Here is a 21,758-nt window from a genome sequence, read left to right on the forward strand (position 1 = left end):
CGGGGTGGAACTGCTTGCGCATCTCCTTGCGCACCTCCGACCCGGAACGGATCCACGGCGTGCCCACCGGGCGGGCCTCGGACTCGTCCACGTACGTCTCCTGCTGCCCCTCCGGCATCCGCGGGTCGCGGGCGCCGGTGTCGGGCAGGCCGAGGAAGTACGCTCGCTCGTCATCGCCGAGCCGACGCGGGTGCGGCGGCTGTTCCATGCCGGGCAGCAACGGGGCGAGCAGCTGGTCCTTCTCCAGGATCATCGCCTCACGGCTGGTGTCGGCCAGCTCGAACTCGTTGGTCATCGTCAGCGCCCGCGTCGGGCAGGCCTCGATGCAGAAGCCGCACAGGATGCAGCGCAGGTAGTTGATCTGGTAGACGCGGCCGTAACGCTCCCCCGGCGAGTAGCGCTCCTCGTCGGTGTTGTCGGCGCCCTCGACGAAGATCGCGTCGGCCGGGCAGGCCCAGGCGCACAGCTCGCAGCCGACGCACTTCTCCAGACCGTCGGGCCAGCGGTTGAGCTGGTGTCGACCGTGGTAGCGCGGCATGATCATCGCCGGCCGTTCGGGATACATCCGGGCCTGGTCGCCCTTGACCTGGGTCTTGCGGAACAGGGTGGAGAACGTCACCCCGAACCCGGCAACAGGATTCGCCATCAGGAATCAGCCCTTCGCTGGGAGTCGGACGTTTCGGACAGGACCGCGCGGGCCGGCTCGTCGGCCGCCGAGCTGACCACGTCGACCAGGCCGGGCACCTTCTGGTCGCCGATCGGCGGCACCGGGTAGCCCCCGGCGTACGGGTCGAACGCCGTCGGCTCCTCCTCCACGGCCGTCTCCCGCGGCCCGCCGAAGAGCAGCAGGGCGATCAGCACCGCCGCGACGACGATGGCGGTGATCCAGAAACCGCGGCTGCCGAGCCAGCCATCGGCGATGCCGACGCGGAACACCGCGACGAGCATCGTCCACCCCAGGGACACCGGGATGAGCCACTTCCAGCCCAGCCGCATCAGCTGGTCGTACCGGATCCGCGGGATGGTGGCCCGGACCCAGATGAACAGGAACATGAACATGTAGGCCTTGATCAGGAACCAGACCGGACCCAGCCACGGATTGTTCAGCACGCCGATGTTGTTGAACGGCCAGATCGGCAGGTAGCCGCCCATGAACAGCGTGGTGGCCACGCAGGACACCATGAACATGTTGATGTACTCGGAGAGGAAGAACAGGGCGTACGTCATGCCGGAGTATTCCGTCATGTAGCCCGACCCCAGCTCGCCCTCGGCCTCCGGGAGGTCGAACGGCTGACGGTTCGTCTCGGCGAACATCGAGATCACGTAGATGATGAACGACGGGATGAGCAGCAGGAAGTACCAGCCCATCGAGCCCTGCCACTGGGCCGCACCGAACTGCAGCGGTCGGGCCTGGGCCTGGACGATCTCACTGGTCGACATCGTCCCGGCGTAGAGGAAGACCGACACCAGCGACAGACCCATCGCGATCTCGTAGGAGATCATCGACGCGGTCGAGCGCAGGCCGCCGAGCAGGGCGTACGTCGAGGAGGACGACCAGCCGGCGAGCACCACGCCGTACACGGCGATCGAGGTGAGCGCGAGATAGAGCAGCACCGCCGCGGGGGTGTCCACCAGCTGCAGCTGGGTCTGGTGCCCGAACATCTTCACCGTGCCGCCGAAGGGGATCAGCGAGAAGGTGCCGAAGGCGACCACCGTCATGATGAACGGCGCCAGCTTGAACACGAAGCGGTCCGCCAGCTTCGGCGTCACGTCTTCCTTGAACAGCAGCTTCAGACCGTCACCGAGGGCCTGGATCAGGCCGAACGGGCCGGCGAAGTTCGGTCCGATGCGCTGCTGCATGCGACCGAGCGTGCGCCGCTCCAGCCAGACGTTGAAGATCGTCGCCAACAGGATGAACACGAACCAGATGATCACCTTGACGATCACCAACCACACCGGGTCGTGACCGAACAGGGAGAGGTCCAGCGGGATCATGCCATGCCTCCAAACGAGTCGCGGGAGCGAGCAGTCGAGTCCTCGATACCAGCAGTCGGCTCGCCGGAGCCGGCGGCCTCGGTCGTCGCGGCGGCGAGTCCGACCCGGTCACCGGCGGTGACGTCGAGGTGCTCGGCCACCGAGAGAGCGGGGGCGTTGCGCGGGACCCAGACCACGCCATCGGCCATCGTGGCCTCGACCACCAGCGGCAGGCGAAGCTCGGCGTCACCGGCCCGCACGGACACCGTCTGCGGGGTGCCGATCAGGGCGGCGGTCGCCGCCGAGACCCGCGCCACCGCGGCGGGCGCGGTCTCGGCCAGCTGCGGCTCGCCGTCCTGGCCACGGCCCGCATCGAGCAGGGTGCGCCAGGTGGCCAGGACGAACTGATCAGCGGTGGGCTCGCCGGCGGCCGGCGCCGGGACGGCAGGAGCAGCGACCCGCTCCCCCTCCCAGCTGCCGAGCTGATCGAGCTCGGCCTTGGCGGCGTCGGTGTCACGGATCCCGAGGTCGACGCCCAGGCCGTCGGCGAGAGCGACCAGGATGCGCAGGTCGTCGACCAGGCTGGACGGGGTGACCACCTGGGCGACCGGACGCTCGCGTCCCTCCCAGTCCAGGAAGGTGCCGCGACGCTCCTCGAACAGGCTGACCGGGAACACCACGTCGGCGCGCTCGGTGACCTCCGAGAGGCGCTGTTCCAGGCTGATCACGAAACCGGCGTTCTCCAGGCCGCGGCGGGCGGCTGCGGGGCTGGCGAAGTCGGTCGGCTCGACGCCGCCGACGACCAGGGCCCGCACCGTGCCCTCGGCCGCTGCGGCGAGGATCGCGTCCGCGTCCAGTCCGGTCTCGGTGGGCAGAGCGGCGACCTCCCAGGCGGCACGTACGTCGACCCGGGCCGCCGGATCCGCGACCGGCCGACCGCCGGGCAGCAGGGTCGGCAGCAGGCCGGCCTCGACGGCACCGCGCTCACCGGCGCGACGCGGGATCCAGGCCAGCCGGGCCCCGGTGCGCTGCGCCAGCCGCAGGGCCGCGCTCAGCGCGCCGGCGTCGGCGCCGGCCCGCTCACCGACCAGGATGATCCCGGCGGAGCCGAGGTCGACCTCGGCATCCAGGGTGTCGAGCCGGGCGGCTTCCTCGCCCGGCACGGTGGCCAGCAGCGTGGCGCCGGTCTTCGCCGCACCGTTGCTGAGGAACGGCGCGACGGTCCAGACCGGCAGGTGCTTCTTGAGCCATGCCTTGCGCAGCCGCAGGAAGACGATCGGCGACTCCTCCTCGGGCTCGAACCCGACGAGCAGCGCACCGGACGCCTTCTCCAGGTCGGCGTACGTCACCGACTCGGCCAGCGACCGGCCGGCGACCGCGCTGCCCAGGAAGGCGGTCTCCTCCGCGCTGTGCGGGCGGGAGCGGAAGTCGACGTTGTTCGTGCCGAGCGCCACCCGGGCGAACTTCGACCAGGCGTACGCGTCCTCGACGGTGACCCGGCCACCGGGCAGCAGCCCGACGGAGGACCCGGCTGCCCGCAGTCCGGCGACCGCGGCGTTGATCGCCTCGGGCCAGGATGCCGGCCGCAGCGCGCCGTCCTCGCGGATCAGCGGGTGGGTGAGCCGGTCATCGCCCCGTCCGGAGACGAAGGCGAAGCGGCCCTTGTCGCAGTTCCACTCCTCGTTGACGTCGGGATCGTCGCCGGCGTAGCGGCGCATCACGTCGTTGCGGCGGTGGTCGACCCGCAGCTCGCAGCCGGCCGCGCAGTGCTCACAGGTGGTCGTCGTCGACACCAGGTCGAACGGGCGGGCCCGGAAGCGGTAGGCGGTGCTGGTCAGCGCGCCGACCGGGCAGATCTGGATGACGTTGCCGGAGAAGTACGAGTTGAAGGGCTGCTCGCGGAAGATCGACACCTGTTCCACGGCTCCGCGCTCGGCCAGGTCGATCAGGTGGTCGCCGGCGATCTGGTCGGCGAACCGGGTGCAGCGCGAGCAGAGCACACAGCGCTCGCGGTCCAGCAGGATCTCCGCGGAGATCGGGATCGGCTTCGGGTAGGTCCGCTTCACGTCGCTGAACCGGGTGTCACCGCTGCCGACCATCATCGCCTGGTTCTGCAGCGGGCACTCCCCGCCCTTGTCACAGATCGGGCAGTCGAGCGGGTGGTTGATCAGCAGGAACTCGTTGATGCCGCTCTGGGCCTTCGCGGCCACCGCCGAGGCGGCCTGGGTCTTGATCACCTGGCCCGGCATCACCGTGGTGGTGCAGGAGGCCTGCGGCTTCGGCATCGGCCGCCCGCGGCCGTCGTCGGTGATCTCCACCAGGCACTGCCGGCAGGCGCCGATCGGGTCGAGCAGCGGGTGGTCGCAGAAGCGGGGCACCGGGTGGCCGATCATCTCGGCCGCGCGGATGATCAAGGTGCCCTTGGGCACCCTGACCTCGACCCCGTCGATGGTGACGCTGATCAGGTCCGCCGGATCCATCTGTGCGATCTGGCGCGCCAGCGGGTTGCGCGTCAGCGCCGGCGCCGCGGCAGCGCGGGGGGCGAGCTGGGCTTCCGTCGTCTCGGTCATGCGGTGGCTCCGCTCTCGGCAGCGACGCCCGGGCGGTACCAGGCGGTCGTCTTCTCGTACGGGAACAACTCCCGGGCGGGGGTGTGCAGGCCCGCCTCGAACTCGGATCGGAAGTGGTTGATCATGGACTTCACGATCGTGGCGGTGCCGTCGGCCAGCGCACAGAACGACCGACCGGCGATGTTGTCGGACAGGTCGAGCAGCTTCTCGACATCACCCTCCTCGCCCTTGCCGGCCTCGAGGCGGTCGAGGATCTGGACGAGCCACCAGGAGCCTTCACGACACGGCGTGCACTTGCCGCAGGACTCGTGCTTGTAGAACTCGACGTAGCGGGCGCAGGCCCGGACCGCCGAGGTGGTCTCGTCGAAGCACTGCAGGGCCTTGGTGCCCAGACCGCTGCCGGCCTTCGCCGGGCCGTCGTAGTCGAGCGGCACGTCCAGGTGCTCGTCGGTGAGGATGCCGAGGGAGGAACCGCCCGGAGTCCAGAACTTCAGCCGGTGCCCGTGCCGGATCCCGCCGGCCATGTCGAGCAACTGGCGCAGCGTGATGCCCATCGGGGCCTCGAACTGGCCGGGGTTGGCCACGTGGCCGGACAGCGAGTAGAGGGTCATCCCCCGCGAGCTCTCCGAGCCCATCGACTGGAACCAGTCGACACCGTTGCCGACGATCGACGGCACGGTGGCGATCGTCTCCACGTTGTTGATCACCGTCGGGGAGGCGTACAGACCGGCGACCGCCGGGAACGGCGGCTTCAGCCGGGGCTGTCCGCGACGTCCCTCCAGGGAGTCGAGCAGCGCGGTCTCCTCGCCACAGATGTACGCGCCGGCGCCCGCGTGCACGGTGACCTCGAGGTCGAAGTCGGTGCCGAGGATGCCCTTGCCGAGGTAGCCCGCCGAGTACGCCTCGCGGACGGCCTGCTGCATCCGCCGGATGACGTGCAGCACCTCACCGCGGATGTAGACGAACGCGTGGTGGCAGCCCACCGCGTACGAGCTGATGATGATGCCCTCGAGCAGGGTGTGCGGGGAGGCCATCACCAGCGGGATGTCCTTGCAGGTGCCCGGCTCGGACTCGTCGCAGTTGACCACGAGATAGACCGGGTTCGGGTTGTCCTTGGGGAGGAAGCTCCACTTCACACCGGCCGGGAAGCCAGCACCGCCACGGCCGCGCAGGCCAGCGGTCTTGACCTGGCCGGCGATGTCGGCGGGAGCCTGCTGGAGCGCCGTACGCAGCGCCCCGTAGCCCCCGCGCCGCTCATAGTTGGTGAGCTTCCAGGCCCGCTCGTCGCCCCAGTTGGCACTGAGGACCGGGGTCAGCATGTCGGTCACTTGCCCTCCTCCTGGGGTGCCGCGCCCGGCAGATCGGCCGGGTCGGGGGCGTGCCAGCCGTTGCGTTCGGCGATCTTCAGGCCGAGCAGGGACTGCGCCCCCGCGGCCGGACCTTCGTCGGCGCGCCCGTCGGGGAATCCGGCGAGCACCCGCTCCGCCTCGCGCCACGAGGTGATGGTCGCGCCGCGCGGGGAGAACACCGGTTCGTCGTTGCGCAGTTTCTCGACCAGCTCGACCGCCTTGCGAGGCGTCATCGTGTCGAAGAACTCCCAGTTGACCATCACCACCGGCGCGTAGTCACAGGCGGCGTTGCACTCGATGTGCTCCAGCGTGATGGCGCCGTCCTCGGTGGTCTCGTCGTTGCCGATGCCGAGGTGCTCGTGCAGCGCCTCGGCGATCTCGTCACCGCCGAGGATCGCGCACAGCGAGGTGGTGCAGACGCCGATGTGGTGCTTGCCCATCGGCTTGCGCTTGTACATCGTGTAGAAGGTCGCCACACCGTTGACCTCGGCCGGGGTGAGGCCGGTGACGCGGGCGCAGATGTCGATCGCGGCCGGGGTGATCCGGCCCTCGACGCTCTGTGCCAGGTGCAGCATCGGCAGCAGTGCCGACCGCTTCTGCGGGTAGCGGGAGGCGAGTTCCTCCATCTCCGCGATGGTCTCGGCCGTGATCAGGGTCTCCCCGGCGGTGTCGAAGTCGACGCCCCCGGTGTTGTCGAAGTGGCTCCGAAAACCGCTCATCGATCGACTCCTCCGATCACCATGTCGAGACTGGCCCCGGCGACCGAGACGTCGGACAGCATGGCGCCCTTCGCCATCGCCGGGAGGCATTGCAGATTGGCGAAGCTGGGATCCCGGAAGTGGGCCCGGTAGGGTCGCGTGCCGCCGTCGGAGACGAGGTGCACCCCGAGCTCGCCCTTCGGGCTCTCCACGGGGACGAACACCTGGCCCGGCGGGACCTGGAAGCCCTCGGTGACCAGCTTGAAGTGGTGGATCAACGACTCCATCGACTCACCCATGATGTGGCGGATGTGTTCGGTGGCGTTGCCCTGGCCGTCGGGGCCGACGGTGAGTCGGGAGGGCCAGGCGATCTTCGGGTCGTCGACCATCCACGGCTGTCCGTCCAGCTTCTCCAGCCGGTCGATCGCCTGGTCGACGATCTTCAGCGACTCGAACATCTCGTCGCGACGCACCACGTAACGGGAGTACGCGTCACAGCCGTCATCGGTGACGACGTCGAAGTCGTACGTCTCGTAGCCGCAGTACGGCTGCTTCTTACGCAGGTCCCAGTCGATGCCGGTGGCCCGCAGCGGCGGCCCGGAGGTGCCCAGAGCGACGCAGGTCGACAGGTCGAGGTAGCCGATGCCGTTGTCGAGGCGGGCGCGGAAGATCGGGTTGTCGTCGCACAGCTGGCCGATCTCGGGCAGGTGCTTGTGCAGCCAGTCCGACATCTCGCGCAGCTTGGGGATGGCACCGGCGGGCAGGTCGTTGGCGACGCCGCCGGGGCGGATGAAGCCGTTGTTCATCCGCAGGCCGGTGATCATCTCGATCATGTCGAAGATCACCTCGCGCTCCCGGAACGCGACGGTCATCACGGTGGTGGCGCCCATCTCGTTGCCGGTGGTGCCGATCGCGACGAGGTGGTTGATGATCCGGTTCATCTCCATCAGGAGGACCCGCATCACGGTCGCCTTCTCGGGGACGTCGTCGGTGATGCCGAGCAGCTGCTCGACGCCCAGGCAGTACGACACCTCCTGATAGAACGGCGTCAGGTAGTCCATCCGGGTGCACAGGGTGACGCCCTGCGACCAGGTGCGGTACTCCATCGACTTCTCGATGCCGGTGTGCAGGTAGCCGATCGCGACCCGCGCGTCGGTCACCGTCTCGCCGTCGAGCTCGAGGATCAGCCGCAGCACGCCGTGCGTGGACGGGTGCTGGGGGCCCATGTTGACCACGATGGTCTCGTCGCCGCGCTCGGCCTGCGCCTCCGCGATGTCGTCCCAGTCACCGCCGTCGGCGTAGTAGGTCGCGTCGACGTCCGGGTCACCGGCCTGACGGTACGGGTCCTCGCCGATCGCGGTGGCGTCGTCGAGGATCTCCTCGCCGTGGAATTCGGTGCTGCTCATGAGTTGTAGTCCCTCCGCTCGTGGACCGGGGAGTTCGTGGCGCCGTGGAACTCGATCGGGATGCCGCCCAGCGGGTAGTCCTTGCGCTGGGGGTGGCCGGGCCAGTCGTCCGGCATCTCGATGCGGGTGAGCGCCGGGTGACCGTCGAAGATGATCCCGAAGAAGTCGTACGTCTCCCGTTCGTGCCAGTCGGCCGTCGGGTAGGTCGGGACCACCGAGGGGATGTGCGGATCGGCGTCCGGGCAGCTGACCTCGAGCCGGATCCGGCGGTTGTGGGTCATCGACAGCAGGTGGTAGACCGCGTGCAGCTCGGCGCCACGGTCGGTCGGGTAGTGCACCCCGGACACGCTGGAGCACCACTCGAAGCGCAGCATCGGGTCGTCCCGGAGCACCCGGGCGACCTCGGCGATGTGCTCGCGCTCGACGAAGAGGGTGAGCTCACCGCGATCCACCACGACCTTGCGGATCGCGGTGTCCGGATCGGCGATGGCGGCCCGGAGCCGGTCGACGGCGCCGTCGTACCAACCGCCGTACGGGGGCCGACTCGCCTGCGGCATCTCGACGAACCAGGTCATGTCGTTGTAGCCGGAGACGTCGGAGGTGGTCGACGCGTGGAAGAGGCCCTGGCGTACGTCGAGGACCTCACGCTCCTGGCCGGCGCCCTGCTCGCCCTCGGGGACGGCGGGGATGTTCGATTCGCTCATCGCAGCAAGCCCTTCTGCTCGGCGAGGGGGGAGGCGACCAGCTGGCGGGCCTCGCGGGCGATCGCGGCGTCACGCTCGTCGGCGCCGATCGGCGCGTTCTGCACGATGGTGCGCAGCTTCATGATGCCGTCGATCAGCATCTCCGGACGCGGCGGGCAGCCGGGCACGTAGACGTCGACCGGGACGATGTGGTCGACGCCCTGGACCAGCGCGTAGTTGTTGAACATGCCGCCGGAGGACGCGCACACGCCCATCGACAGCACCCGCTTCGGCTCGGCCATCTGGTCGTAGATCTGCCGGACGACCGGGGCGAACTTCTGGCTCACCCGGCCGGCGACGATCATCAGGTCGGCCTGGCGCGGCGAGGCACGGAAGACCTCCTGGCCCCAGCGGCCCGCGTCGTGCGGGGTGGCGCCGAAGGACATCATCTCGATCGCGCAGCAGGCCAGGCCGAAGGTGGCCGGCCAGAAGGACGCCTTGCGCGCCCAGCCGAACAGCTGTTCGGCGGTGGTCAGCAGGATCCCCTGGGGGATCTTGTCCTCGACACCCATATCAGCACCTCACAATTCGGCTCAGGACGGACGGGGCGATGCGTGTCAGTCCCACTCGAGACCCCCGCGCCGCCACTCGTAGACGTAGGCCAGGAAGACCAGGCCGATGAAGATCAGCATCTGGACCAGGGCGAAGGACCGCAGCCCGGGCATCTCCAGGGAGACCGCCCACGGGTAGAGGAAGACGACCTCGATGTCGAAGATGATGAACAGCATCGCGGTGATGTAGTACTTCACCGGGAACCGGCCGCCGCCGATCGGCTGGGGCGTCGGTTCGATGCCACATTCGTACGAGTCGGACTTCACCCGGTTGTACCGGGACGGCCCGATGATCGCCGACACCAGGGCGACGGTCGCCATGATGGCGCCCATCACCAGCATCAGGATCAACGGAAGGTACATGTTCATCGCCAGGTCCTTTCCTGTGCCGAGTCCATCCTCGCAGCCCTCTCTGTCATCTCCGCCATCACCCCGGCCCGAATGTACTCAGACCGACGGAGCGATCCGTACGAGGGTGTTGATCACGCGATCGAAGGCATCTCCGTCGCGCTGGTCGGTGAGCCCGGCCAACAACTTGTGCACCAGCCGCATCAGGGTGCGACGTGGCAGTCCGTAGTGCACGGCGATCCGCATCACCGTGGGATGTCCGATCAGCCGGGCGAACACCGCGCCGAGGCGGTAGTACTTGCCCAGCTCGTCCTTCATCAGCAGCGGGTAGCCGGCCAGCGCCCGCTCCGCCGAGGCGGTGCCGAAGCCGCGGGACTTCGCATCGACGATGACACCCGCCGCGACCCGGCCGGCCTGCATGGCCGAGTCGATCCCCTCACCGTTGAAGGGGTTGACCATGCCGCCGGCGTCGCCGACCAGCAGCAGCCCGTCGCGGTAGTGGGGCTTGCGGTTGAAGGCCATCGGCAGCGCCATGCCCTTGATCGGCGCCCGCAGGTTGTCCGGACGGAAGCCCCAGTCCTCCGGGGTGTTGTCCAGCCAGGTGCGCATCATCGCGCGGTAGTCGGTCTTCGCGAAGGCCGGCGAGGTGTTGAGCATGCCGAGACCGACGTTGACCGTGCCGTCCCCCATCGGGAACGCCCAGCCGTACCCCGGCAGCAGGTTCGAGGCGCCCGGGCGTCCGTCCCACAGCTCCAGCCAGGACTCCATGTACGCCCCGTCGTGGCGCGGCGAGGCCACGTACGACCGTACGGCCACGCCCATCGGCCGCTTCTCGTCGCGGGTGATCCCCATCGCGACGCCGAGTCGGGACGAGTTCCCGTCGGCGGCGACCACCACCGGAGCGCGGAACGTACGACCGTCCTTGGTCGTCACGCCGACGATCCGGCGGCCGCGGAGCACCGGCTCGGTGACGTGGGCGCCCTCGACCAGGTGAGCACCACGCGTGGCCGCGTGCCGGGCGAGCAGCTCGTCGAGCTCGGTACGCCGCCGGGTCATGCCGTAGTGCGGAAAGTCGGCCAGCTCGGGCCAGTCCAGGGTGAACGGACGTCCGTTGCCGCCGTAGACGCGCAGGCCGCGATTGTGCACCCAGCCGGCCTCTTCGGACGTGTCGATGCCGAGGCGGACCAGCTCGCGGACCGCTCGGGGGGTCAGGCCGTCACCACAGATCTTGTCGCGCGGGAAGGTGGCCTTCTCCAGCAGAGCGACGTCGAGGCCCAGACCGGCCAGATGGGCGGCTGTGGCCGACCCGCCGGGGCCGGCGCCGACGACCACCACGTCATGCTCCGACGCCTCACGCCCGGACGGCGTGTGCACTCCCCCCGCGGCACTGACTGCTGCCTCGGTGGCGGAGGACATGGACACGCTCCTGTGGTCGGTGACGCCCGTGGTCTGCATCTCACGCAGGCCGGAGACATCCGCAGTCTACGACTCCCGCCGTGCTAGGGCGAACCTTCCACATTCCGCATTCACCCTAGTCAGCGCCATATTGGCGGAATAATTTCCGCAATGCTCGCGTGGTGTTATTCATCTGTGACTCACGGGTCCGCGGGCTGCCGGAGCACACGGCCGGTCCGTGCCGACGGGCTAGAGTGCCGGGGTGACGCAGCCTGCCTCGCTCCCCTCTGTCCCCCGCCTGCGTGCGGCGACCACCCCGATCGGCGACCCGGGGCGCCTGCAGGACTTCCTGCCCGCCACCGGCGCGAGCGCCTGGTTCCATCGCGAGGCCTCCGGCGCGAGCGGCCGGGTGCTGGGCGAGGCCTCCGGCGCGAGCGGCCGGGGGCCGCGCGAGGACGGCGTGATCGGGATCGGTGAGGCGGCGCGCTGCGAGGTCGACTCGCTGGCCGAGGCCGACGCCTGGTGGCGGGCCGTGGTGGCCGCGATGCCGGAGAACCTGGGTGGCGACGATCTGCCGTCGGGGGTCGGGCCGCTGGCCTTCGGTTCCTTCACCTTCGACCGCGACCACACTGCGCGCCGTTCGGTGCTGGTGGTGCCGTCGCTGGTGATCGGCCGCCGCGACGGCCGGCACTGGTTGACCCGGATCGGTCCCGCGGAACTGCCGCTGCCGGCGCCCGAGCTGCCGCCGCGGACCGCCGCACCGGTCGGCCCCGGCGAGGTGTCCTGGTCGGACGGGGCGATGTCCGGTCCGGAGTGGGAGGAGGCGGTCGCCACCGCCGTCCACCGGATCACCGGCGGGCATCTGCAGAAGGTGGTGCTGGCCCGCGACATCGTCGCCACCACTCCCGACCGGATCGACCCGCGCTGGCTGGTCGACCGGCTCGGCCCGAGGTATCCGCGATGCTGGACCTTCTGGGTCGACGACATGGTCGGCGCCACCCCGGAGATGCTGGTCCGGGTCGACCAAGGGTTGGTCACCTCCCGGGTGCTCGCGGGAACGATCTGGCGTGGGGCGATGGGCCCGAAGCGACGCAGCAGTGGGGAGACCGGACAGCGAGGTGTGGAGGACACCCTTTCTTCCCGGGCGATCGCCGAGGTGCTCTCCCAGTCGGAGAAGAACCTGGGCGAGCACACCCTGGCGGTCGAGTCGGTGGCGCGGGCGCTGGCGCCGTACTCCACCAGCATGAACGTGCCGGAGACCCCGTACGTGCTGGAACTGCCGAACGTCATGCACCTGGCCACCGACGTGAATGCGGCGGTCCGGCCCGGGACCACGGCGCTGGCGTTGGCGGCGGCACTGCATCCGAGCGCCGCGGTGTGCGGCACCCCGACCGACGTCGCCCGGGCCACCATCGCCGAGATCGAGGGACTGGACCGCGGCCGCTACTCGGGGCCGGTCGGCTGGATCGACGCGCAGGGCAACGGCGAATGGGCGATCGCGCTGCGCTGCGGCCGGCTGCTGCCCGACGGGCACTCGATGGAGCTGTTCGCCGGGTGCGGGATCGTCGCCGACTCCGAACCGGCCAACGAGCTGGCCGAGTCGACGGCGAAGCTGGTCGCGATGCGGGACGCCCTGGAGGAACAGCAGGACTGATCGCCCGCGGAGCCGACCCGTACGTACGGCATCCGTACGGGCCGGGCTCTCCAGCGGACGGACCGGCTCAGCGGAACGGCAGGGCGCGGGTGTACTGCACCGGGAACCGGGTCGGTCCGCCGTCCAGGTGCGCTTCCCACCGTGCCGGGGCGTACGGGTCGCGGAGCAGTTCGCGGGCCACCATCACCGCGTCCGCACGGCCCTCGACGAGGACCTCTTCGGCCTGGTCGGCGTCGACGATGATGCCGACCGTGCTGACCGGGATCCCCACCACCTCGCGGACCGACGCAGCGAACCGCACCTGGTAGCCCGGCCCGACCGTCGTCGGCCGGGACAGCGGCGAGACACCGCCGGTGGACACGTCGATCAGGTCCACTCCGTGCTGTTCCAGGAGACGAGCGAACGTACGCGTCTGCTCCAGGGTCCAGCTGTCCCCCTCGATCCCGTTCTCGGTGAACCAGTCGGTGGCCGACACCCGATAGAGGACCGGGACGTCGGGGCCAACCTCCTCGCGGACCGCGTCGACGACGGCCAGCGGCAGCCGGACCCGCCCCTCGAAGGAGCCGCCCCAGTCGTCGGTGCGTCGATTGCTGAGCGGGGAGCAGAACTGGTGCAGCAGATAGCCGTGGGCGCCATGGATCTCGACGGTGTCGAAGCCGGCCTCCAGCGCACGGCGGGCCGCGGACCGGAAGCCCTCGATCACCGACACGATGTCGGCTGCGGTCATCGCCCGCGGGGTGGCATGGTGCTCGTCGAACGCGACCGCGCTGGGGGCGACCGGGGTCCAGCCGCCGTCCCTGGCCGACAGGGTGCCGACGCCGGCCCACGGCTGGCGGGTGCCGGCCTTGCGACCGGCATGGTTCAGCTGGATGCCGACCGCGGCGCCGAGCCGGTGACACAGGTCGACGATCGGTGCGAACGCGTCGGCCTGCGCGTCGTTCCACAGCCCGAGGTCCCACGGCGAGATCCGTCCGACCGGCAGCACCCCGGTCGACTCGACCAGCACCAGTCCCGCCCCGCCGCCGGCCCGCGAGGCCAGGTGCTGCAGGTGGAAGTCCGTCGGGCAGCCGGCCGAGGCTCCGGAGGGGGCCGCGGAATACATGCACATCGGGGACATCCAGACCCGGTTCGGGACGGTCGTGCCCCGCAGGGTGAGGGGCGTGAACAGTTGCGACATGCGATTGAGGGTAGCCCTGGGCCGTGTCCGGCATCCGAGGTGCCTGCCCACCTCATGGACGATCGGCCGGCGTTCGGGGCCTGGCACCGGCTGTCCTTTCCGGGGCGGGCCGCGGCCGCCGACGTGCCCGCAACAGGCGTACGACCACCGTCCGTGGCATATTTGGGCCCGTGCCCCGAGGAGACGACAAGACCGACTACCGTGCGACGCTGGCGAAGCGCCGCCACGACGTGGCGATGATGTTCGACGGGGTGGCCCGCCGCTACGACCTCGCCAACGACGTCCTCTCGATGGGGCAGGTGCGCTGGTGGCGCGAGGCCACGACGCGGGCGCTGGATCCTCGCCCCGGCCAACTGATCCTCGATCTGGCGGCCGGCACCGGCACGTCCAGCCTGTCCTTCGCCGCGTCCGGCGCGACGGTCGTCCCGACCGACCTGTCCCTCGGCATGCTGCAGGTGGGCAAGGAACGCCACCCCGAGCTGTCCTTCATCGCCGGTGACGCGCTGCGACTGCCGTACGCGGACGGCGCCTTCGACGCCGTCACCGCCTCGTACGGCTTGCGCAACATGGAGGACACCGTCGGGGCGCTGCGGGAGCTGCGTCGGATCACCCGGCCGGGCGGCCGGATCGTGATCTGCGAGTTCTCCACCCCGACCTGGGCGCCGTTCGCGACGCTCTACAAGGAGTACCTGATGGAGGCGCTGCCGCGGATCGCCACCGCGGTCTCCTCCAACCCGTCCGCGTACGTCTACCTGGCGGAGTCGATCCAGGCCTGGCCGGACCAGCGCGGGCTGGCCGCCCTGTTCGTCGAAGCGGGCTGGCGCGACGTCCAGTGGGAGAACCTCACCGGCGGCATCGTCGCGGTGCACCGCGCCTGGGCCTGACCCTCGATGCCCGGCTTCGTCCTCGACGCGTACGCCGCGCGCAGTTGCGCGGTGAAGACGCACAATCTCTTCGACCCGCGCGCCCACCCGGCGGCCCCGGCGGTGGACCCGTCGGTCGCCGAGAGCTTCGACGACGGGCCGAGTCACGCCGATCGGGTGATCGCCGCGATCCTGGCGGCGGCCCGTCGTTCCGGCCGTCCGCGGGTGGTGGACCTGCGGGACGGCGTACGCGAGCCCTGGGCGGAGCGGGAGGCCGCCTGCCGGGCGGCGATGCTGGGCGGTGCCGACGTGATCATCCACGGGATCGTGCCGCTCGATCTCGCCGGGCACCGCAGCGGTCGGGCGGACCTGTGGGTGCGCGGCGCCGACACCGCCGACGGTCGGCCCGGCTACCACCCGGTGGAGATCAAGGCCCACCGGGTGCAGGAGCTGCGCCGGTCCGGGCGCGATCACACGTTCACCGTCCCGGTGTCCGACCTCGCGTCCCCCTCCCCACAGCATTCCCGGCCGGCCGATTCACGGGCGATCCGGGTGGCCAGCCGGGAGGGTGATCTGCTGCAGGTCGCGCACTACTGGCGGCTGCTGGAGTCGGCCGGCTTCGCCGCAGCGGGGCGGCCGCTCGGCGGGGTCATCGGCACCGACGACGTGCCCGGCCACGGGATCGCGATCAGCTGGGTCGACCTCGCCGAGCCGATGGTGCGGACCTTCTCCCGCCGCTCGGCGGAGGGCTGGACCCGGCGCAGCGTGCTGGAACGCTACGACCACGAGCACGACTTCCGGGTGCGAGTGGCCCTGGTCGCCCGCCAGCAGGGCGGGGCCGATGCGCCGGAGCCGCTGGTGCTGCCGATCGTCAACAAGGAATGCCCGCGCTGCGACTGGTGGGAGACCTGCCGGCCGCGGCTCGACGACCATGACCTGAGCCTGAAGATCGACAAGTCCCCGCTGGACATCCGGGAGATCTCGGTGCTGCGACGGCTGGGGATCAACACCATCGACGACCTGGCGGTGATCGACCTGGCCGAGTTGATGCCCCGCTACCTGCCGGAAGTGCAGCACCGGCCGGGCGCCGACCGCCGGCTCGAACTCGCCGCGCACCGGGCCCGACTGATGGCCGCCGGCCAGAGCCTGGAGCGGATCACCACCGGCCCGATCGTCGTGCCGCGCGCCGACCTGGAGATCGACCTGGACATCGAGAACGCCGAGGACGACCGGGTCTACCTGTGGGGGTTCCTGGTCACCGACACCGCCTCGGGCGAGCGCTACTACCGTCACTTCAGCGCGTTCGCCGACCTGGACGACGACGGCGAGGACCGGCTGGCGGTCGAGGCGATGGCGTGGCTGCTCGGGATGGCCGAGGGGCCACGGTCGGTGCGGGTCTACCACTACTCGGCGTACGAGGTCACCCGGCTGGGACGGCTCGCGGAGCGCAGCGGCGATCCGGTGCTGGCACGCGCCCACGCGTACGCCGCGAGCCACTTCGTCGACCTGTTCACGACCGTACGGGAACACTGGTTCGGCATCCACGGGCTCGGCCTGAAGGTGGTCGCGCACGACGGTGCCGGGTTCAGCTGGCGCGACGACGATCCCGGCGGCCTGAACTCCCAGGCCTGGTTCGACGAGGCGGTGCACGCCGACGACACGGCCGAGCGGGAGGCGTCCCGCAGCCGGGTGCTGGAGTACAACGAGGACGACGTACGGGCGACGGCGGCCCTGCGGGAGTGGCTGGCGTCCGCCTGACGCGGGACCGCGGACGTCCCACAGGCGACGTCGCACAGACGTCCCTCGGACTCCACGTGAGCTCCCCCGGAGCGACCGCACGAGGCCTACTGCGCTCTGGACACATCGGCCCTCCACCGGGGGCGTACGGGCCAGCACTGCGCCGCGGCCGAATGGCGCCACCGGCTGCGCCCGCCTTTGACCCTGCGTTGCTTTCCCGGCCCCACACTGCTGGCCCTGTAGTGCTCTCCCGGCCGCACCCGCCGCTGGCCCTGTGATGCTTTCCCGGCCCCACCCGCCGCTGGCCCCAAGAATTCCAGCCCCCTCTCATCCGCCCCCCGGGTCGATTCAGCCCCCTCCACATCGGTCATGCGTTGTGCTCATGCGTTCCTGCGCGTCTTCACGCACCAACGCATGAGCACAACGCATGAGCCAGGTTCGCCCGGGATTCCCGTGCCGGGCCGGCTGCCACACCCGTTCAGGACGCCACTCGGACCCGATACCACCCGTCCGGACAGCGCACCCCAGCCCGACGCCACACCTCAGCCCCACGGCGCAGCCCTACCACCACCCGTCGCCACCGGCCATCCCTGTCACTCCCGCTCCGATCGGAGGCCTCTTCACCCCGAAGCTCGATGAGAACGGCCGCTTCCTGCTACCCCTGCTCCGACCGGAGGTCCCACCTCACCGGAAAAGCCGGACATATTCGACTTAAGGTGATCGTGTGGGTGACGGGCGTTGGTTAGGCTCGGGTTGCCCGTCGTGGACAGCCACCCCGGCGGACCGCCGAACAGAGGACGTCATCATGACCGACGCCACATCCCGGATCATCGTGCTGGCCGCGATGGGATTCATCGCCGCATTCCTGCTCGGCGGTTGGCTCACCGGCACTGTGGGTGGCGCCGGCTGGGGCGAGTCCATCGCAATGGCTGCTTCCTTGGGCATCGCCGGGGCGGGGGTCCAGCTGCTGTTGGTGGCCGTCCGCCGCCGCGAGGAGCTGGAGCACCCGGAGCACTGACTCGGGCGACATCCTGGTCACCGGATCAGGCGCCTCACCCCTCAGGCCGCGCCAACCCTCGCAGCCGCGCCTCCAGGTCGCGCCGGTCGTCCCGGCTGATCGGCACCTCCAACAGTTCGCGCCCCTGCACCGGCGCGGCCAGCGCCTCGGCCAACTCCGAGCGGGTGGTGACCAGCCGGTGGCGCCAGCCGTACGCTGCGGCCAAGGCGGCGAAGTCGACGCCGTGCGGGGTGGCGAACAGTCGCTCGAAGGACCCGGCGTACGCCCCGGCCCGATAGCGCGGATCGCCCTGCTCGAGGGTGTGGAAGATCGAGCCACCGTCGTCGTTGACCAGCACCACCCGCAGGTCGGGCACCGACTCGCTCGGACCGATCAGCAGGCCGCCGGCATCGTGGGCCAGCGAGACGTCGCCGATCAGCACGGTCACCGGCCGGCCGAGACCGAGGCCCGCCCCGGTGGCGGTCGAGAGCAGGCCATCGATGCCGGACAGCCCGCGGTTGCCGAGCACACGCCCCGGGGCGTCCTGGATCGGCGCCAGGTCGGCGTCGCGCATCGGCTGAGAGTTACCGAGCAGCAGCAGGTCCTCAGCGGGCACGGAGGTGACCACCGCCGCAGCGATCTCCGGCCCGGTCAGCACGGGTTGGGCGGCCAGCAGTGCGGCCAGGTCCGCGGCGACCCGGCGGTCCGCCTCCCGCCATTCCGCCAGCCATCCCGGATCGCCAGCGGGCAGTCGCACCTCGTCGGCCACCACGGCGGCGTGCAGCCCGACGTCGTTCCAGTCCGAGCCGTCGGCGACCACGATCACCTCGACGTCGGTGCGGGCGAGCAGCCGCATCACCGGCCGGGACAGGGTGGGCCGGCCGTACACGACGGCCCGTTCGATCCGGGCCGCCAGCGGCGAGTCGAGCAGCAGGCGGTAGGTGCCGAGGGCGCTGCCGGTGCGGGCGTTGGAGGCGGGGCCGGCGAGCAGCGGCACGCCCGCCTCCTCGGCGACCCGGCGGGCCCGGGCCCCGGTGGCCGGGCCACCGCTGCCGACCAGCACCACGGTGCGCGGCCCGGCGGCGGGTTCGGTCAGCATGCCGGCGCCGAGCGGGGCGATCGCCGGGGCGTCGACGTCCAGCCAGGCCAGGTCGTCGTCGTCCGGATCCGGGACGAGCGGCTCCGCGAATCGTAGGTTGAGGTGGCCGGGGCCGGCGAGGCGGCTGCGTACGCCACCGGCGGCGGCCAGCACCCGGGCGATCTGGTGGCGTACGGCCCGGATCCCGGAGTCGGCTTCGAGGTTGGCCTCGGCCCGGACGAACGTGCCGTAGATCCCCAACTGGTGGGTGGTCTGGTTGGCGCCGGTGTCGAGCATGCCGTTCGGCCGGTCGGCGGTGAGAGCGATCAGCGGCACCCCGGTGTGCGCGGCCTCCATCATCGCCGGCAGCAGGTTGCCGACCGCCGTGCCCGAGGTGACCAGCACCGGCACCGGCCGTCCGGTGACCCGGGCGATGCCGTACGCGGTGAACCCGGCGACCCGCTCGTCGAGACGTACGTGCAGCCGCAGTCGCCCGGCGGCCTCGGCCCGGTGCGCGGCGAACAGCAGCGGGGTGTTGCGGGAGCCGGGCGAGACGACCAGGTGCTCGACGCCGTTGGCGACGAGGTGACCGATGACGGCCCGGGCGAGGGCGGTGGACGGGTTCATGCGGCCTCCCTGACGAACCTGCTGGTGGCCGGCTCCGTCGGCGGCCGTGGACTCACCGGCTCAGGCTAGCCGTCTCCGCCAGCCGTCGGTCCCACCGCGCGCGGGTCTCCGGGTCGGCACCCAGCGTCGCCAGCCGGGCCGCGGTCGGCTCGGGGCGACGGACGTCCAGCCAGCCGTCGACGGCGACCAGCGGGGCGTCGACCACGTCGTCGACGAACAGGCGGGAGGTGTTGAGACCGCAGGCGTACGGCAGTTCGGGCAGTGCCGCCGCCAGCGCGACGCCCGCGGCCAGCCCGACCGAGGTCTCCAGTGCGCTGGACACCACCACCGGCAGGCCGAGGCGGTCGGCGAGCTGCAGGCAGGCACGTACGCCACCGAGCGGCTGCACCTTGAGCACCGCGACATCGGCCGCCTCCAACGCCACCACCCGCTCCGGATCACCCGAGCGGCGGATCGACTCGTCGGCGGCGATCGGCACGTCGATGCCGTCGTGGGCGAGGTGGCGACGCAGCGCGGCGAGGTCCTCGGTGGTCGGGCACGGCTGTTCGGCGTACTCCAGCTCGAACCGGGCCAATGTCTTGAGGTGACGGCGGGCGGTGGGCACGTCCCAGGCCCCGTTCGCGTCGATCCGGACCCGGCCATCGGGCCCCAGCGCGTCGCGGACAGCCTCCAACCGGGCGATGTCGTCCGCGATGTCGGAGCGGGGATCGGCGACCTTGACCTTCGCGGTGCGGCACCCGGACTCCACCACCAGGGCGTATGCCTGCTCGGGCGCGACGACCGGCACCGTCACGTTGACCGGCACCCGGCCGCGGATCGGGGCGGGCCAGCCCTCCTCGGCGGCCTCCCGCGCCGCGGCGAGCCAGGGCACCAACTCGGCGCCGTGGTAGTCGAGGAAGGGGCTCCACTCGGCCCAGCCCGCCGGGCCGCGCCACAACAGACCCTCCCGCACTTCGATCCCCCGGAACCGGGTGCGCAGCGGGATCGAGTAGGCGTACGTCTCCATGCCCCGACCCTATGCCGCCCGGTCGCTCGGCGGGGCTCCGGTGATCGGCCTCGTACGCTGGACACCGGCTGTCCCCGGGGCGGCCGTACGCCGGACGCCGCGACCGTGACCCGACAGGGCAGGTGTGACGCGGAGCAGTCCTCCCGCTGCACCGGCTCAGACACATTCGAACAGCTCTGCATTTCGCCCGTGCAGAAGTGTCCGTCATTCCGCACCAACGCACGGGCGAGGTGAAGAGCTGAGCGTTTGTGCGTGAGAGACCGTGCGGGGACGGGCCTACGCTGGGCGCGTGTCAACACCCCCGCTGCGCTTGCTGCCCATGGCCGGGCTGGATGCCGAGGAACTGACCGAGGCGTTCGCCGGCGCACTGGACGGGTCGTACGTGCTGGCCCCGCTGCCGCCGGACCCGGTCGAGGAAGCGGCCGTCCGCGCGATGCTGGCGACAGCGGGCCGGCCGGGCGCGGTCCCGGACGGGGTCGCGCTGATCGTCTCCACCTCCGGGTCGACCGGCACCCCGAAGGGGGTGATGCTCTCGGCCGCCGCGATCCGGGCCGGCGCCGCGGCCACCGATGACCGGATCGGGGGGCCGGGCGACTGGTCGCTGGCTCTCGGGGCGCATTACGTGGCCGGTGCGATGGTGGTCTGCCGCGCGCTGCTCGCCGGCACCGCCCTGCACCTCGCCCCGCCGCACCTGGACGCTCCGCGGATCGCCGACCTCACGGCGGCCGCCGGCCCCGACGTCCGGCACTATCTGTCGGTCGTCCCCACCCAGCTGGCCCGCCTGCTCGATGACGATGCGGCGCTGGCGGCCTTGGCCCGGTTCGACGCGATCCTGCTCGGTGGCGCCGCCGTGGCCCCGGAGCTCCTCGCCGATCTGCGGGCCCGCGGCCTGCGCATCGTCACCACGTACGGGATGAGTGAGACGTCCGGCGGCTGCGTGTACGACGGTCGGCCGCTGGCCGGGGTGGAGGTGCGGGTCGAGACTGCCGCCGTGGCCGATCCGGACCATGCCGCCCCAGACAGGGCAGATCCAAACCGACCAGACCCAGACCACGCCGCCCCAGACCACGCCGACCCAGACCGCGCTTCCGCCGGCCGGCTGACCATCACCGGCCCGATGGTGTTCTCCGGCTACCTCGGCCGCCCCGACCTGACCGCCGAGGTGCTTCGGATCGGCCCCAGCGGCCGCCGGACCCTGCTGACGGGCGACCGGGGCGAGATCGCCCCCGACGGCAGCGTACGGGTCCTCGGCCGGCTCGACGACGTGGTGATCTCCGGCGGGCTCAACGTCGACCTGGCCGCGGTCCAGACCGCCGCACGGCGGGCCCTGGGCACCACCGACCTGGTGGCACTGGGAGTCACCGACGAGATCTGGGGCACCCGGGTGGTCGTCGTCACGACCGTACGTACCTCCCTGCCGGACCTCCGCACGGTCCTGGCGCCCGTGCTGGCGCACCACGCGCTGCCGCGTGGTCTGGCCCGTCTCGACGTGCTGCCGACGACCAGTAGTGGCAAGATCGACCGGCGGGCGCTGATCGCCGCGTGGGGGACGATGGACGAAGAGCTGGCGTGACGAAAGGGACGT

At 71.1% G+C, this 21,758-nt stretch carries 17 protein-coding genes and 1 pseudogene; 5 read left to right on the forward strand and 13 right to left on the reverse strand.

Annotated features, from left to right (window positions below; all coding sequences use genetic code 11):
• Positions 1-118: 118 nt before the first annotated feature.
• The 10 genes and pseudogenes from nuoI to R0146_RS01830 form a co-directional block, all read right to left on the reverse strand.
• Positions 119-646, reverse strand: a pseudogene (nuoI, locus tag R0146_RS01785) (NADH-quinone oxidoreductase subunit NuoI); the annotation flags it as partial.
• A complete protein-coding gene (gene nuoH / locus R0146_RS01790; protein ID WP_317691154.1) occupies positions 646-1,995 on the reverse strand; it encodes an NADH-quinone oxidoreductase subunit NuoH in 1,350 nt (449 codons plus the stop codon). The gene nuoH and the pseudogene nuoI, both read right to left, overlap by 1 nt.
• The gene (locus R0146_RS01795; protein ID WP_411567183.1) at positions 1,992-4,463 is read right to left on the reverse strand and encodes an NADH-quinone oxidoreductase subunit G; all 2,472 of its coding nucleotides are present in this window, start codon (positions 4,461-4,463) and stop codon (positions 1,992-1,994) included. The genes nuoH and R0146_RS01795 overlap by 4 nt, the downstream gene beginning before the upstream one ends.
• Positions 4,464-4,540: 77 nt before the next feature.
• A complete protein-coding gene (gene nuoF, locus R0146_RS01800; protein ID WP_317691156.1) occupies positions 4,541-5,872 on the reverse strand; it encodes an NADH-quinone oxidoreductase subunit NuoF in 1,332 nt (443 codons plus the stop codon).
• Positions 5,869-6,612, reverse strand: a complete 744-nt coding sequence (gene nuoE, locus R0146_RS01805) for an NADH-quinone oxidoreductase subunit NuoE (RefSeq protein ID WP_317691157.1) — start codon at positions 6,610-6,612, stop codon at positions 5,869-5,871. The genes nuoF and nuoE overlap by 4 nt, the downstream gene beginning before the upstream one ends.
• Positions 6,609-7,997 carry an NADH-quinone oxidoreductase subunit D gene (locus R0146_RS01810; protein WP_317691158.1) on the reverse strand — a complete coding sequence of 463 codons (1,389 nt, stop codon included), beginning with the start codon at positions 7,995-7,997 and terminating at the stop codon, positions 6,609-6,611. The genes nuoE and R0146_RS01810 overlap by 4 nt, the downstream gene beginning before the upstream one ends.
• Positions 7,994-8,701 carry an NADH-quinone oxidoreductase subunit C gene (locus R0146_RS01815; RefSeq protein ID WP_317691159.1) on the reverse strand — a complete coding sequence of 236 codons (708 nt, stop codon included), beginning with the start codon at positions 8,699-8,701 and terminating at the stop codon, positions 7,994-7,996. Before R0146_RS01815 ends, R0146_RS01810 begins: the two co-directional genes overlap by 4 nt.
• The gene (locus tag R0146_RS01820) at positions 8,698-9,252 is read right to left on the reverse strand and encodes a NuoB/complex I 20 kDa subunit family protein (protein WP_317691160.1); all 555 of its coding nucleotides are present in this window, start codon (positions 9,250-9,252) and stop codon (positions 8,698-8,700) included. Before R0146_RS01820 ends, R0146_RS01815 begins: the two co-directional genes overlap by 4 nt.
• A gap of 45 nt (positions 9,253-9,297) precedes the next feature.
• Positions 9,298-9,660, reverse strand: a complete 363-nt coding sequence (locus R0146_RS01825; RefSeq protein ID WP_317691161.1) for an NADH-quinone oxidoreductase subunit A — start codon at positions 9,658-9,660, stop codon at positions 9,298-9,300.
• 78 nt (positions 9,661-9,738) lie between these two features.
• A complete protein-coding gene (locus R0146_RS01830; RefSeq protein WP_317691162.1) occupies positions 9,739-11,055 on the reverse strand; it encodes an NAD(P)/FAD-dependent oxidoreductase in 1,317 nt (438 codons plus the stop codon).
• Between the two features lie 241 nt (positions 11,056-11,296).
• Here R0146_RS01830 and R0146_RS01835 point away from each other — a divergent pair, with 241 nt between their 5' ends.
• Positions 11,297-12,688 carry an isochorismate synthase gene (locus tag R0146_RS01835; protein ID WP_317691163.1) on the forward strand — a complete coding sequence of 464 codons (1,392 nt, stop codon included), beginning with the start codon at positions 11,297-11,299 and terminating at the stop codon, positions 12,686-12,688.
• Between the two features lie 67 nt (positions 12,689-12,755).
• Here the strand turns inward: R0146_RS01835 and R0146_RS01840 are convergent, their stop codons facing one another.
• Entirely contained in the window at positions 12,756-13,865 is a 1,110-nt protein-coding gene (locus tag R0146_RS01840) for an NADH:flavin oxidoreductase/NADH oxidase (RefSeq protein WP_317691164.1), read from the reverse strand.
• 170 nt (positions 13,866-14,035) lie between these two features.
• On the opposite strand from R0146_RS01840, the gene R0146_RS01845 reads away from it, so the two are divergent.
• The 3 genes from R0146_RS01845 (at position 14,036) to R0146_RS01855 (ending at position 17,483) form a co-directional block, all read left to right on the forward strand.
• Positions 14,036-14,749: a demethylmenaquinone methyltransferase gene (locus R0146_RS01845; protein ID WP_317691165.1), complete on the forward strand. Its 714-nt coding sequence runs from the start codon at positions 14,036-14,038 to the stop codon at positions 14,747-14,749.
• Positions 14,750-14,755: 6 nt separating this feature from the next.
• Complete coding sequence (locus tag R0146_RS01850; RefSeq protein WP_317691166.1) at positions 14,756-16,486, forward strand: TM0106 family RecB-like putative nuclease; 1,731 nt, start codon at positions 14,756-14,758, stop codon at positions 16,484-16,486.
• 784 nt (positions 16,487-17,270) lie between these two features.
• The gene (locus tag R0146_RS01855; RefSeq protein ID WP_317691167.1) at positions 17,271-17,483 is read left to right on the forward strand and encodes a hypothetical protein; all 213 of its coding nucleotides are present in this window, start codon (positions 17,271-17,273) and stop codon (positions 17,481-17,483) included.
• A gap of 34 nt (positions 17,484-17,517) precedes the next feature.
• On the opposite strand, the gene menD is transcribed toward R0146_RS01855, so the two are convergent.
• Positions 17,518-19,167: a 2-succinyl-5-enolpyruvyl-6-hydroxy-3-cyclohexene-1-carboxylic-acid synthase gene (gene menD / locus R0146_RS01860; protein ID WP_317691168.1), complete on the reverse strand. Its 1,650-nt coding sequence runs from the start codon at positions 19,165-19,167 to the stop codon at positions 17,518-17,520.
• Positions 19,168-19,219: 52 nt separating this feature from the next.
• Positions 19,220-20,173 carry an o-succinylbenzoate synthase gene (locus R0146_RS01865; RefSeq protein WP_317691169.1) on the reverse strand — a complete coding sequence of 318 codons (954 nt, stop codon included), beginning with the start codon at positions 20,171-20,173 and terminating at the stop codon, positions 19,220-19,222.
• A 289-nt stretch (positions 20,174-20,462) separates the two neighbouring features.
• Here R0146_RS01865 and R0146_RS01870 point away from each other — a divergent pair, with 289 nt between their 5' ends.
• On the forward strand, positions 20,463-21,746 hold the full coding sequence (locus R0146_RS01870; protein WP_317691170.1) for an AMP-binding protein: 1,284 nt from the start codon (positions 20,463-20,465) through the stop codon (positions 21,744-21,746).
• The last annotated feature ends 12 nt before the right edge of the window (positions 21,747-21,758 follow it).

It is taken from the genome of Raineyella sp. LH-20 (genome assembly GCF_033110965.1).
GTDB lineage: Bacteria > Actinomycetota > Actinomycetes > Propionibacteriales > Propionibacteriaceae > Raineyella.

What these genes read in the sequence shown, in the direction of transcription:
- nuoH (WP_317691154.1), bottom strand. Translation starts at nt 1,995, where the DNA reads ATGATCCCGCTGGACCTCTCCCTGTTCGGTCACGACCCGGTGTGGTTG.
- nuoE (WP_317691157.1), bottom strand. Translation starts at nt 6,612, where the DNA reads ATGAGCGGTTTTCGGAGCCACTTCGACAACACCGGGGGCGTCGACTTC.
- R0146_RS01810 (WP_317691158.1), bottom strand. Translation starts at nt 7,997, where the DNA reads ATGAGCAGCACCGAATTCCACGGCGAGGAGATCCTCGACGACGCCACC.
- R0146_RS01815 (WP_317691159.1), bottom strand. Translation starts at nt 8,701, where the DNA reads ATGAGCGAATCGAACATCCCCGCCGTCCCCGAGGGCGAGCAGGGCGCC.
- R0146_RS01820 (WP_317691160.1), bottom strand. Translation starts at nt 9,252, where the DNA reads ATGGGTGTCGAGGACAAGATCCCCCAGGGGATCCTGCTGACCACCGCC.
- R0146_RS01825 (WP_317691161.1), bottom strand. Translation starts at nt 9,660, where the DNA reads ATGAACATGTACCTTCCGTTGATCCTGATGCTGGTGATGGGCGCCATC.
- R0146_RS01830 (WP_317691162.1), bottom strand. Translation starts at nt 11,055, where the DNA reads ATGTCCTCCGCCACCGAGGCAGCAGTCAGTGCCGCGGGGGGAGTGCAC.
- R0146_RS01840 (WP_317691164.1), bottom strand. Translation starts at nt 13,865, where the DNA reads ATGTCGCAACTGTTCACGCCCCTCACCCTGCGGGGCACGACCGTCCCG.
- R0146_RS01850 (WP_317691166.1), top strand. Translation starts at nt 14,756, where the DNA reads ATGCCCGGCTTCGTCCTCGACGCGTACGCCGCGCGCAGTTGCGCGGTG.
- R0146_RS01855 (WP_317691167.1), top strand. Translation starts at nt 17,271, where the DNA reads ATGACCGACGCCACATCCCGGATCATCGTGCTGGCCGCGATGGGATTC.
- menD (WP_317691168.1), bottom strand. Translation starts at nt 19,167, where the DNA reads ATGAACCCGTCCACCGCCCTCGCCCGGGCCGTCATCGGTCACCTCGTC.
- R0146_RS01865 (WP_317691169.1), bottom strand. Translation starts at nt 20,173, where the DNA reads ATGGAGACGTACGCCTACTCGATCCCGCTGCGCACCCGGTTCCGGGGG.